The sequence below is a fragment of the Pseudomonas sp. Irchel s3h9 genome, assembly GCF_900187475.1.
Lineage (GTDB): Bacteria > Pseudomonadota > Gammaproteobacteria > Pseudomonadales > Pseudomonadaceae > Aquipseudomonas > Aquipseudomonas neuropathica.
This window is the reverse complement of sequence record NZ_FYDH01000011.1, coordinates 67,437-80,169: the sequence shown is the minus strand read 5'-3', so window position 1 is coordinate 80,169 and position 12,733 is coordinate 67,437. Positions and strand designations below refer to the sequence as shown.

Sequence of the window (12,733 nt, the reverse complement as noted above, 5' to 3'; positions counted from 1 at the left end):
CAAACCCTCTTATTGTTCTGTCAGGGGACGCACGCGCACGCCCTGTTCGAGCTGCGCCAGTTGCGCCGCATCGTTGATGCCAAAACCGATCTGGGTCACCGCCATCGCCGCAATTGCGGTGGCCGTGCGCAGGGTTTGCTCGGGCGTATCGGCGCTGAGCAAACCGTGGAGCATGCCGGCCAGCAACGAATCACCGGCACCGACTGTGCTGGCGACGCTGACCTTGGGCGGCGTGGCATGCAGTGCCGAACCGACGCTGAACCAGTTCACGCCGTCAGCACCGTGGGAGATCACCACGTGCTCGATGCCTTGCGCATGCAAGCGCGCCGCTGCCTGAGCCTCGGCCGCGTGAGAAACCACGTCGCAACCGAGCGCGTCGGCGAGTTCTTCAGTGTTCGGTTTTATCAGCCATGGACTGGCTTTCAAAGCTTCGCGCAATGCTGCGCCGCTGCTGTCGAGAGCGACTTTCAGGCCAAGTTGATTGAGCCGTTCGATCAATTCACGCAACCACTGCGCCGTAACGCCACGCGGCAAACTGCCGGCGACCACCACCGCATCGTGACCCGGTGCAATCTGCACCAGTCGATCGAGCAACGCTTGTTGCGCGGCGGCATCGACCACCGGTCCAGGGCCGTTGATGTCGGTGATGCGGCCACTCTGTTCAGCTACTTTGATGTTGCTGCGCGTCTCACCGGGCACGCGGATAAACGCGTCGACAAAACCACGCTTGGCGAACAGGGTTTCGAACGCTTGCAGGTTGTCTTCACCGAGAAAGCCGCTGACCGTCAGTTGATGGCCAAGGTCGGCCAGCACTTGCGCGACGTTCACGCCTTTGCCGGCAGCGTGGGTGTGCATCTCGTCGCTGCGATTGACCTGACCCGCCTCCAGGCGTGGCAGTTCGACGGTGAGGTCGAGCGCCGGGTTGAGGGTCAGGGTAAGAATCTTGGCCATTACAGGGCCTCCACTAATGCGCGCACTTCGTTCGCGCTGCCCACGGCCAGGGCGTGTTGAGCAAGGGTTTGCGCCTGGGTCAGGCTGAGTTCGCGGATGCGTGCCTTGACTTCGGCAATGCTGCGCCCGGAGACGCTGAGTTCATCGACACCGAGACCGACCAGCACCGGCACCGCCAGCGGATCTGCCGCCAGTTCACCGCAGACGCCGACCCATTTGCCGTGGGCATGGGCCGCGCGCACGGTGATGTCGATCAGTTGCAACACCGCCGGGTGCAGGCCGTCAGCCTGTGCCGAAAGCGTCGGGTGACCACGGTCGATGGCCAGTGTGTACTGGGTCAGGTCGTTGGTGCCGACGCTGAAGAAGTCGACTTCCTTGGCCAATACCGGCGCGAGCAGAGCGGCGGACGGCACTTCAATCATGATCCCCAGTTGCAGATCAGCAACCGGGATTTCCAGGCGCAGACGTTCAGTCATGTCGCGGGCCTGACGCCACTCTTCGACGCTGCCAACCATCGGGAACATGATCCGCAGCGGACGGTTGTCCGCCGAACGCAGCAAGGCGCGCAATTGCGCTTCCATGATCTGCGGACGCTGCAGGGTCAGGCGAATACCGCGCACACCGAGGAACGGGTTTTCTTCCTTGGCGATCGGCCAATACGGCAGCGGTTTGTCGCCGCCGACGTCCAGCGTGCGCACCACCAGCGGTCGACCGGCGAGACCATCAAGAACGCGGCGGTATTCGGCTTCTTGCGTGGCCTCGTCCGGCGCTTGCGGGTGGGCCATGAAAATCAGTTCGGTACGCAGCAGGCCAATGCCTTCGGCGCCCTGCTCCACCGCACTGATCACGCCAGCGCTTTCGCCGATGTTGGCGAACACTTCGACCGCATGACCATCGGTCGTGTGTGCCGGTTGATGGCGTTGTTCGGCGGCAATTTTCAAGCGTTGCTCACGGGTGTCGCGTTCTTCGGTGGCGCGTTGCAGGGTCGCCGCATCGGCGTCGACGTGCAGGCGACCGCGTTGGCCGTCGAGCAGCAACGGTGTGCCCGGCGCCAGCAACAACACCGCTGCGCCAGCGCCGACCAGCGCTGGAATCCCGAGAGCACGCGCAACGATTGCACTGTGCGCCGTGGCGCCGCCGCGCGCGGTGAGAATCCCCGCCACGCGCGCCGGATCCAGCCGTGCGACATCGGACGGACCGACCTCGTCCATCACCAGAATGTACGGTTGCTCAGGCTCGCTCGGAGTTTGCACGCCACACAGTTGCGCCAGCACGCGACGACCGACGTCACGCAGGTCCGCCGCCCGTTCGGCGAGCAACGCGTCCTGTAGCGATTCCTGTTGTTTGGCCGCCGCTTCGATCACCGCCATCCACGCCGCTTCGGCGCTTTCGCCTTGCTTGAGGCGGGTGTCGACTTCATCGGTGAGTTCCGGGTCGTCGAGCATTTCCTGATGGGTGATAAAGATCTCGCGGATGGCTTTGGCTTTGCTGCGTTCGATCAGGCCCTGAATATCACTGCGCACGTCGCTGAGCGCTTGCTTGAGGCGTTCGCGCTCAACGGCGGCAGACTCGCCGCGCAGCGGGTAATCGATGGTTTGCTGAACCTGAATATGCGCAGGTCCGATGGCAATGCCAGGGGCTGCCGGGATCGCCTGCAACTGAGCGCCGGACGCCGGGGCGATCAGCACTTCGGCGATGTCGGCAATGACCTCGCGCTGCTGGCTTACGGCTGGCAGCGGCTCGACCTCTTCGCCAAGGCCTTCTTCGATCGCGGCCAAGATTGCCGGCAAGGCGTCAGCGGCGACGCTTGGTTCAGCGATCAACTCCAGCACCTGACCGCGACGGGCGCCGAGGCTGAGCAGCTTGCTCAGGCTCTTCACCGACACGGCGCTGTCCTGGCTGTCGACGATGCGCACACGAATTTCGCCATCAAAACTCTTCGCCAGTTGCGCAAGGATCTTTGCCGGGCGCGCATGCAAACCATGGGCGTTGGCCAGGGCAATGCGTGCGCTCGGCCAGTCGGCGGGCAATTCACCGCCGAGCACTTCAAGGACTTTACGGCTGCTGGTGGCGCGACCCAGTTCATGGCCGCGACCTTCGATCAACAACGCGCAAAGACGTTCAAGCAACGCCTGATGCGCCTCGCCAAGGCTGGCCAGACAGAACAGACCGCTGAGCGGTTGACCGAGGTAGCGCATCGGTTTGTCCGGCGTCACGAACGCCAGCCCCGGACGCTTCACGGTTTGCTCGCTGTGCAGCCACCACAAGCCATCGCCCAGGGGCAGCGCTTCGACCTGCTGCAACACACCGGCAAAACCGTTGCTCACACAATCGGCCTGACGCAACAGACGCGCGCCACGCCAGACCAGTTCTTCGAAATCGTCGGCCGAAACGCCGAGGCCGATCATCTGTGCATCCAGCGCCAATTCCTGCGGCGCGCCTTGCAGCAATTTCAGCAGCGCTTCGGGGGAACTGGCACGACGCAGAGCCTGGCCCAGATCGGTCTCGCCGAGGGCGCGGGTCAGCAGTTGCAGCAGGCGCAGGTGTTCGTCGGATTTGGCGGCGATGCCGATGGCCAGATAAACGATCTGGCCATCGCCCCAATCCACGCCTTCCGGGAACTGCATCAGGCGCACGCCAGTGGCGAATACCTGATCACGGGTTTGCGGCGTTCCGTGGGGAATGGCAATACCTTGACCGAGAAAGGTCGAGCCCTGGGCTTCCCGTGCCTGCAATCCAGCGAGGTAACCGTCGGCAACCAGACCATCGGCCACCAGGTGATTGGCGAGCAGTTGCAGGGCAGCGGGTTTATCCACAGCCGATTGGCCCATGGATATCTGCTCTATAGTGAGCTCGAGCATGCGATCTCCTTTTTGGCGCTGTATGAGTGCCAGGTATTGTTTTGGATGGTTTGCAGCTTAGGCGCTTTACCGCTTTGCTTTTCAGCGGCAGTTTTGGCGGTTTCACGGCAGAACCGGCCAAAGACGTCTAAAACGTAGAAAATACGCTTGCTGAAACGTTTAATCTAGATTGATCGGCACGTTACTCGATAATGTCCCATCCTTGAAGTCCAACTTGTCGGATGCGCTGCGACAATAGTCGCCTGCCCTAATCGGGTAGGATTGGCGAAAATGTCGCGGCAAGCTCGAAAAAACAAGGAAATCCCGGGTTGAAACTCAGTGATATCGCGCGGTTGGCCGGAGTGTCCGTGACCACCGCCAGCTACGTCATCAACGGCAAGGCCGAACAGCAACGCATCAGCACCGCCACCGTCGAGCGGGTGCGCGCAGTGGTCGATCTGCACGGCTTTACGCCAAACCCTCAAGCAGCCGGGCTACGCAGCCGGCACACGCGCACGCTGGGCTTTATTCTGCCGGATCTGGAAAACCCCAGTTACGCGCGGATCGCCAAGCTGCTCGAGCAAGGTGCGCGGGCGCGCGGCTATCAATTGCTGATCGCCAGCTCCGACGATGCGCCAGACAGCGAGCGGCAGTTGCTGCAATTATTCAAGGCGCGCCGCTGCGATGCGCTGATCGTCGCCAGTTGCCTTCCGGCCGGCGATGACAGTTATCGGCAGTTGCAGGCCAAAGGTCTGCCGATCATCGCCATCGACCGCGTCATGGAACCCGAGCATTTCTGCTCGGTGATCAGTGACGACCGCGAAGCCAGCCTGCACCTGACCCAGAGCCTGCTCGATCCGCAACCGAAGCAGATCGTGCTGCTCGGTGCGCGCCCGGAACTGAGCATCAGCCAGGAGCGTGCCGCCGGTTTCAAAGAAGCGCTGGTCGACTTCAAAGGCGAAGTGCTGGTCGAACACGCCGAATCCTTCAGTCGCGAATGCGGCAAGCAATTGATGGAAGAACTCCTGCAACGTCTGGGGCATTTGCCGGATGCGCTGGTGACAACGTCCTACGTGCTGCTGCAAGGCGTGTTCGATGCGCTGCATGACTTCCCGCTGAAATCGCGGCCGCTGCGCCTCGGCACCTTCGGCGATACGCAGTTACTGGATTTCCTGCCGCTGCCGGTCAACGCCATGGCCCAGCAGCACCAGTTGATCGCCGACAAGGCGCTGGAACTGGCCCTGGCGGCGGTCGAGCAGTCGGAGTACAAGCCCGGCGTGCAAGCTATCGCGCGGACCTTCAAGCAGCGTATTCACCGGGACTGAACCGTGGAGCTGATCGACAGCCACACCCACCTCGACTTCCCCGACTTCGACGCCGATCGCTTAGCGTTGCTCGCCGAAAGCCGCGCCCTCGGGGTGCGGCGGATGGTGGTTTTGGGCGTCTATGAGGGCAATTGGCAACGGATGTGGGATCTGGTGCAGAGCGATGTCGATTTGTACGCGGCATTCGGTCTGCACCCGGTGTATCTCGATCAGCATCGTCCTGAGGATTTGTCGGCGCTTGGTGATTGGCTGACTCGATTACGCGGTCATCGGCAGTTGTGTGCGGTGGGCGAGATCGGTCTGGATTACTTTATCGAAACCCTCGACCGCGAGCGGCAACAGGCGCTGTTCGAGGCGCAACTGCAATTGGCCGCTGACTTTCAGTTACCGGCGCTGATCCATGTGCGTCGCAGCCACGCGGCGGTGATTGCGACGCTCAAGCGCTTCAAGCTCAAACGCGCGGGGATCATCCACGCCTTTGCCGGCAGCCGTGAAGAGGCTCGGGAATACATCAAACTCGGTTTCAAACTGGGCCTCGGCGGCGCACCGACCTGGCCACAAGCGTTGCGCATGCATCGGGTGCTGGCGGAACTGCCACTGGATTCGATTGTGCTGGAAACCGATTCACCGGACATGGCACCTGTCATGTTTCCCGGTCAGCGCAACAGTCCGGCGCACTTGCCGGCGATCTGCGAGGCGCTGGCCGGACTGATGAATATCAGCCCGCAACAACTGGCGACGGCCAGTACCGCCAATAGCTGCCAAGTATTCGGCTGGTAATCAGTCGGCGTGCGCCTTGGCGGCCTCCAGAATCAGCGTCAGGTGTTGACGCTGGCGCGCGTAACGGACGACCAAGAAGTACACAAAGATCGTGATCAGTGACGCGTTCAGTTGCTCAGTGACGCTAAGTAGCCCCACCCACTCCATCACCAACGCCACCAGCAGCGCAGTGCACACCGCCAACGAAGCGCTGAAGCGCAGCAGCGCCAGTGAGTCGAGCGACTTGAAGCGTTTGATCTGTTGCGGGCATCGCAGCTCCAGCGCTTTCTGGCAATGCTCGCAGGTAAACGGTTCATTGATCGAGATGGCATTGAGCTGCCAGGGTTTGAGCAGCAGCGTGGTCAGGCAATGAGCACAACGGCCCCGCACCCCCAAGGTTGCGGCAGACATGAGCGACCTCCTCTACGCGAACGATTGGGTATGGATACTGGCTCATTGATGGGGAAATGCCAGAGCCTGGAGGGAAACAGGATTAGGCTTACGGTCGGAAGTGAAGAAGTACTACAAACGGTTCTGACAAAACCCAAAACCCTGTGGGAGCGAGCCTGCTCGCGAAGGCGGTGTGTCAGGTGACAGAGATGTCACTGACAGATTGCATTCGCGAGCAGGCTCGCTCCCACAGTTTTCGTGCGTGCCTCAGACGCGGAACGCGCTGATCAGTTGTTTAAGCTCAACGACCTGGGCTGACAGCGCCCGGCTGGCATCTTCGGTCTGATGCGCACCTTGCGCCGTGCGCTCGCCGGCGCGGTTGATCTCGACGATGTTCTGATCGATGTCGTGGGCCACCGCAGTTTGCTGTTCAACCGCAGCGGCGATCTGCTGGTTCTGATCGACGATCATACCGACCGCACCAAGGATGTTTTCCAGCGCCTGCTGGACCTTTTCCGACTGCCCGACCGTGCCATTGGCCATCTGATGGCTGACGCCCATGGCCTTCACGGCCGCGCCGACACCGCCGTGCAGTTTGGCGATCATCTGTTCGATTTCTTCAGTTGATTGCTGGGTGCGTTTGGCCAAGGTGCGTACTTCATCGGCGACCACAGCAAAACCGCGCCCCTGCTCGCCAGCACGGGCGGCTTCGATCGCGGCGTTGAGCGCCAGCAGGTTGGTTTGTTCGGCAATACTCTTGATCACTTCCAGTACTCGACTGATCGCCTGGCTGTCGCTGGCTAACTGGTTGATCACCAACACCGACTGGTCGATTTCGCTGGCCAGCGCAGCAATGCTGCCCTGCTGCGACTCGACCAGGCCACGGCCACTGATGGTCTCGTCATTGACGCTATGGGCGCTGCTCACCGCTGCCGCCGCACTGCGTGCCACCTCCAGTGAAGTCGCCGACATCTGGTTCATCGCCGTCGCCACCTGCTCGATCTGCGTGCGTTGCCCGGCGACCGCCTGATTGCTTTGCGCAGAGACGTTTTCAACCTGCCCGGCCTGGCGCTCGACCTCAGCGACAGTCTGACCTACGCGCTCGATCAAGTCGTGAATCTTCCTCACCGTGCCATTGAAGACTTCGCCCAACTCGCCCAGCTCATCGCGGCTATTGGCCTTGAAGTTGACGGTCATGTCGCCGGCCGCGACCTTGTCCATCATCGCCCCGAGGCGTTTCAGCGTGGTGCGGGTCGAGGCGTAGAAACCGCCGTAGAGATAGAAAATCAGCACGAACACCACCGACAGCGCCACCGCCTGCATGACCATGTGTGTGCGGTTCTGCGCCAGACGCTGCTGCAATTGCGTGTCGAGGAATTTGAGGGTGGCTTCGTTGAGCTGGTAAGTCCTGTCGATCAGCACGGTGACCTGATCGTAGAACGCCTGCCACGGCGCATCGAGGGTGTCGGCCATCACCACCTGCTCTTCGAACAGTTCGCTGGCCTGTTTCAGCGAGGCCTTGCTGCTGTCGGCCACCGTGCTGAGGTTATCCCGCGCGGCTTTGCTGGAGCCGAGGGCGTCCTGCAGTTTAAGCGCGTACTCGGCCTGGAGTTTTTCGATCTGCACCATCAGCTCATCGAAACGGGTGCTCGAAGAACTGTTGAGAAAACCCTGGCCCAATGAATACGAGCCCATGGCCCGGCCTTCACCGAGGGTTTGCGTGACGGTCGGCGTGATCAGGGTGACCAGTTCGCTGAGTTGACGGATATCGCTCTGGTTGTCGCGGCTCAGGCCGGCCTGGCTGGTAATGATCTGGCTGAAAATCTGCGCACTGGCGAGCAATTTGCCGGTCAACGCACTTTTGCTTTGCAGCGAGTTTTCCGTTTGCTGGGCCTTGAACGCGGCAATCATTTCATCGCGCTTACCGTCGAAGACCTGAATCTGCTCGGGATCCTCGGTCATCGCCGTCAGCCCTTGCAGGCGCGCCAAAACGGCTTGTTCGAGGGTGGTTATCTGCGCCTCGACGTTGCCGGCCTTGCCGGACTGGCCGAGGGTGACGTTGATTTGTACCAGGTTATTGAGGGTTTCCAGATCCCGACGCAGGGCCAGGCTACTGCCCAGCAGATCAAGGCTTTGCAGCTCGACCCGAGTGCCCTGGAATTCGCGATAGGAATCGCGCACCAGATAAAAATTGGTCACCAGCATCGGCACCAGAAACAGCACGCTGATCAGGCTGAACTTCATGCCGAAGCTCAGACGGTTCATCAGCGAGACGGCGGGATAGAGCAAGCTCTTCACTGGAAGTCTCCCTTGGTTTTTCTTGTTTTTATTGGCAGGCGCGGGGCGACAGCAGATAGCCACTATCGAGCGCCATCTCTGTATAGCTCAAATCGGAGGGAGGTTTTGTAACTTAAGGTTAACGACATCGCAGCCCGCGACACACAGATCTCCTCGTAGGAGCTGCCGCAGGCTGCGATCTTTTGATCTTTCTTGAAATCAGTGAACCAGAACCGTCCACAAGGCAAACCCGGCATACCACAGCACCGCCGCGCGCAGCAGCAATTCCCACAAGCAATCGAGGGTGTTGATGCCGTCCGGCCCGACCACGGGAGGTGGAATCTCGCCCGCCGCCAGACCGACCCGGTTGATCAATTGCGCAGCGCTGATGTTCCAGTTCAGCAGTTCATGCAGCATCACCCGACTGACCGCGACAAAATTGCCGACCAGCGCCAGGCTCGCCGCCAACAAGCGCACCGGCAGCCAGTCAAAGGCATGCCGCAGTTGCGCCGCGCGCTCGACCAGCGCCGGGTTCTGGCCGTGCTCCTGCGCCAGCGCCAACAGGCGATACGCCAACGCCGCGACCGGGCCAAGTACGAAATACCAGAAGATCACCGCAAAAAAGCTCTGATAGGCCTGCCACAGCAGATGCCCCTGCACGCTTTCAAGCAACTGCTCGCCGCTGTCGGCGCAAATATCCAGATCACGCTTGGCCACATGCGCTGCGGCTTGCAAATCCTCACGTCGCCAGGCATCACGGAACGGCCCGAGACCGCCGAGCAAATCGCCGCGCCCCAGGCTGTAAATCACCACCAGCAAATGCACCGGCAACGCCAGCAAGCCGTAGGCCACAGGCTCCAATACCAATAGCAACAACGCCAACAGCGCCACCGGGAACAGCACCAGAATCGTCAGCACCAGCCAAGGCTGTCTGGCCAGGCGCGTGCTGGTTTCGAGTTTGTTCAGTTCGCGGATCCATCCGCCATCGCGTTGAACCCGATGACGCAGGGCCGAAAACTTCTCGATCCACAACGCCAGCAGTAACACTAGAAAACTCATTGTCCTTCCTCTTGTGCCAGGGCCGCGCGGTAACGCGCCCAGTCGAATGCCGGGCCAGGATCGGTCTTACGCCCGGGTGCTATGTCGCTGTGCCCACAAATGCGGGCGCCGGTGATGGCCGGAAATGCGCTTTGCAACTGGCGGGTCAACGCCGTCAACGCCTGATACTGCGCGTCGGTGAACGGCAGATCATCGGTGCCTTCGAGCTCGATGCCCACGGAAAAATCGTTACAGGTTTCCCGTCCTTCGAAGACCGAGACGCCGGCATGCCACGCGCGCTCAAGACAGGAGACAAACTGGGTGACCTTGCCGTCACGTTCAATCAGAAAGTGCGCCGAGACGCGCAGGTCAGCAATCCCTGCAAAATAGGGATGTTCGGTGACATCCAGACGATTCTGGAAAAATTCCTGCACCTTGCCCGTGGCGAACTGCGCCGGCGGCAGGCTGATGTTGTGGATGACCAACAGGGAAATTTCGCCCGCCGGGCGCTCATTGAAGTTGGGCGATGGGCAGACCTGCACCCCGTGACACCACCCGCTAGCGGGATCCAACTGCATACCGATTCCTTCAACGCCGACTGTGTTGGCGCCCAGTATGCCGTGATCGGCCCCCGGCGCGCGATCACTTGCCGCGATTGAGTCGTCGCAGATTGCCCAGCACCGACTCCAGCGCGCGATCGAACAACAAGGTGTCGTCCAGCGTACGCACCGCGCCACGCTGGAACTCCAAGGCCAGCGCAACGCGGCTGCGCTCGAGCACCTTCATCCCGGTGCGATCGACAAATACATACTTGCCCGTGGCTTCGATGATGGCTGCCAGCTTGCAGCGCAGGCTATGGTCTTCGTCTTCCTGAAACGCCACCCAACTGCCCAGACGCAGTTGTTCGACCTGACGCAGACCGGCGGCGTCGTGGGGCAAACGTACCGAGGTTAGCGCCATGCTGCTGTCGTCGGCGGTTTGCAGCATGATCTGTTGCGACACCTCGACCATGGGCAAAGCCTGATCGGCCTGCTCGGAGCGCTCTAGCACCCGCACATGCAGGGCTTCCAGCTCACTGAAAAACTCGCTGGTGGCGAACGGATCGAACGCCGAACTGCTCAGACCATCACGCAGTGCCTTGAGCAAACCCGGCACAAGTGCCAGCAAGCGCAGGCTGGATTCAGCGTCGTCATGGCGCTGCACACTCCAGATCAGCTGCTCCATGGTCTGCACATCGGCCTGCCATTCAGCGGACTGATCGCCATGCTTGAGACAGGTCAGCAGCAGTACTTTGCTCCAGGCGTCCTGGACGAAGGTGACCACGGTCGGCGGCAGAGTCTTGCCCAGCAGCGCTTGATTCAACGCGCGCTCGACCCGACGCCGCGCCAGTTCGGTTTTTGCCCGCCCCTCTTCAGCATCACGCAGGCGCTGTTCAAGCAGCTCGCTGCGGCGGCGTTCATCGCTGGTGAAGGCGAGAAAGTCAGCCAGCAACTCGGAAAAAATCGCCGGGTCGTCGACGAAATCGTTGAGCAGGCGCTGCACCACTTGTTCGATCCGCAGGTACAAGCTGTCGCGTGCCTCACCGTCGCAATCGCCCCAGCCCATGGCCGCCGCGGCGATTTCGTTGAGCAGGCGCCGCGCCGGATGGGTACTGCGGCTGAAGAAACTCTTGTCGAGCACCGCCACCTTGAGCATCGGGATCTGCAATCGAGCGATCAAGGCCTTTAGCGAATCCGGCACATTGCGGTCTTCAAGAATGCAGTCAAAGACCATAGCAATCAGGTTGATCACGTCTTCGTCCGCATCGCCGACGATCCGCGATTTGCCGCTTCTGACACTGACTCGGGTCAACAGTTGTTCGAGCTGATTGCGCAGATCGAAGTCATCCTGCGCCGCCAGCGCCGGCACGTATTGTTGCAAATGCGAGAGCAGGCGCAGCAGGTCGCGGGAGGAAATCGGTTGCGCCGCGACGCTGGACTCCAAGGTCGGCGCAACACTGCCGCGCACCTGCGCGAGCAACTGCTGCAACGCGGCGAAAACCTCCTGCACGCCTTCGTCGACGGGCGGCGTGTCGTCGCGTTCCTCGCTGTGCACATTGGCGATCGCACGATCAATTGCGCGACGTGCAGGGGCTGCTTTCAACTTGGGCAACACACCGGTGGCGAGCAACAATTGATTGGCTTCGGCGTAAAGCTGTTCGGTGTCGGCCAAGACATAACGCTCGAACAGTTTGAGCAGGATCAGCTTGACCTTGATTTCCACGCCCAGATTACGCCCGGCCTGGAGAAAAAACTCACAGAGCCGCGCCGGGCCGAGCGGGTTGTGCTGATCGTCGAGGGTGTTGCCGAGCAGCGCGTTAAGGCGCGCGGTCAGTTGATCGAGGGCGAAGCCGTCACGCTTGAGCACGCGACCGACCATGGTCTCGACCGCCACGCTGCGCTCCATGTCGTCGCTGCGCGGTGCCAGTTCGTCGTAGATCAGGGCGTGCGGCAGCGTGTTGTGCGTGGGGTCGTATTGCGTCAGGCCGACGAAGGCTTCGAAAAATTGCTCAAGGAAGCCACGCTCGATGTTTTTGCGCTTGAGGCGCAGGTCGCGCATGGCTTCGAAGAAGATGTTCTGCTCGACGTCGTTGCGCGCCCGGTCGGCCATTTCAAACAGCGTGTCGTCAGCGTTATCGAACAGCTCCTGTAAACCGTGGCGCAGTTGCTGGGCAGCCTTGTCGCGAACCTGAAGCAGAATCACAGGCAGGCGGGCGAGCAGCGAGTGATTCGCCTGATCGGTAGCGCTCTTGTGCAAAGGCACCACTTTCCCGTCGTTGTGCATCCAAGCCTCCTGAAACGGTGATTCGTTCGGGTAAGCCAACCCGGATCCCGTGTGGGAGCGAGCCTGCTCGCGATGGCGGTGTGTCAGCCGCAGCAATGTCACTGAAAGAATGCATTCGCGAGCAGGTTCGCTCCCACCAGTTCAATCAGGACGTCAAAGCTATGACGTCAAATGCAAGGCAGATTATCTTTCATAACTTGCCCACGGCGCCATAGTCGTCAGGGTTTCCCCTATGCCCTCTCAATGACCCTGTCCGGGCGCGTTTTGCTCAAAGAAAATCGACCGGATGCAGGCAAGCACGCGCGTTCTCGCCTTGGGTTGGCTCGCGCC

General features: G+C 61.1%; 9 protein-coding genes. 2 read left to right on the top strand and 7 right to left on the bottom strand.

What is annotated here, in order from left to right:
- Positions 1-9: 9 nt before the first annotated feature.
- Complete coding sequence (gene pfkB / locus CKW26_RS19135) at positions 10-951, bottom strand: 1-phosphofructokinase (protein WP_093435812.1); 942 nt, start codon at positions 949-951, stop codon at positions 10-12.
- Positions 951-3,812 (bottom strand): phosphoenolpyruvate--protein phosphotransferase, encoded by a 2,862-nt coding sequence (gene ptsP / locus CKW26_RS19130; protein WP_095049722.1) that lies wholly within the window; start codon positions 3,810-3,812, stop codon positions 951-953. The genes pfkB and ptsP overlap by 1 nt, the downstream gene beginning before the upstream one ends.
- A 308-nt stretch (positions 3,813-4,120) precedes the next feature.
- On the opposite strand from ptsP, the gene cra reads away from it, so the two are divergent.
- Positions 4,121-5,116: a catabolite repressor/activator gene (gene cra / locus CKW26_RS19125; protein WP_093435805.1), complete on the top strand. Its 996-nt coding sequence runs from the start codon at positions 4,121-4,123 to the stop codon at positions 5,114-5,116.
- Positions 5,117-5,119: 3 nt separating this feature from the next.
- The gene (locus CKW26_RS19120; RefSeq protein ID WP_095049721.1) at positions 5,120-5,896 is read left to right on the top strand and encodes a TatD family hydrolase; all 777 of its coding nucleotides are present in this window, start codon (positions 5,120-5,122) and stop codon (positions 5,894-5,896) included.
- On the opposite strand, the gene CKW26_RS19115 is transcribed toward CKW26_RS19120, so the two are convergent.
- The 5 genes from CKW26_RS19115 to CKW26_RS19095 form a co-directional block, all read right to left on the bottom strand.
- Entirely contained in the window at positions 5,897-6,286 is a 390-nt protein-coding gene (locus CKW26_RS19115) for a hypothetical protein (protein ID WP_095049720.1), read from the bottom strand.
- A gap of 246 nt (positions 6,287-6,532) precedes the next feature.
- Positions 6,533-8,563, bottom strand: coding sequence for a methyl-accepting chemotaxis protein (locus CKW26_RS19110; protein WP_095049719.1), 2,031 nt, complete (start codon positions 8,561-8,563; stop codon positions 6,533-6,535).
- A gap of 198 nt (positions 8,564-8,761) precedes the next feature.
- The gene (gene ampE, locus CKW26_RS19105) at positions 8,762-9,601 is read right to left on the bottom strand and encodes a regulatory signaling modulator protein AmpE (RefSeq protein ID WP_095049718.1); all 840 of its coding nucleotides are present in this window, start codon (positions 9,599-9,601) and stop codon (positions 8,762-8,764) included.
- Positions 9,598-10,158: a 1,6-anhydro-N-acetylmuramyl-L-alanine amidase AmpD gene (ampD, locus tag CKW26_RS19100; RefSeq protein ID WP_007915273.1), complete on the bottom strand. Its 561-nt coding sequence runs from the start codon at positions 10,156-10,158 to the stop codon at positions 9,598-9,600. The genes ampE and ampD overlap by 4 nt, the downstream gene beginning before the upstream one ends.
- Positions 10,159-10,222: 64 nt before the next feature.
- Complete coding sequence (locus tag CKW26_RS19095; RefSeq protein WP_095049717.1) at positions 10,223-12,403, bottom strand: DUF1631 domain-containing protein; 2,181 nt, start codon at positions 12,401-12,403, stop codon at positions 10,223-10,225.
- Positions 12,404-12,733: the final 330 nt, after the last annotated feature.

Coding starts and splice junctions, on each gene's coding strand:
- pfkB (WP_093435812.1), bottom strand. CDS start 951: ATGGCCAAGATTCTTACCCTGACCCTCAACCCGGCGCTCGACCTCACC.
- ptsP (WP_095049722.1), bottom strand. CDS start 3,812: ATGCTCGAGCTCACTATAGAGCAGATATCCATGGGCCAATCGGCTGTG.
- CKW26_RS19115 (WP_095049720.1), bottom strand. CDS start 6,286: ATGTCTGCCGCAACCTTGGGGGTGCGGGGCCGTTGTGCTCATTGCCTG.
- ampE (WP_095049718.1), bottom strand. CDS start 9,601: ATGAGTTTTCTAGTGTTACTGCTGGCGTTGTGGATCGAGAAGTTTTCG.
- ampD (WP_007915273.1), bottom strand. CDS start 10,158: ATGCAGTTGGATCCCGCTAGCGGGTGGTGTCACGGGGTGCAGGTCTGC.
- CKW26_RS19095 (WP_095049717.1), bottom strand. CDS start 12,403: ATGCACAACGACGGGAAAGTGGTGCCTTTGCACAAGAGCGCTACCGAT.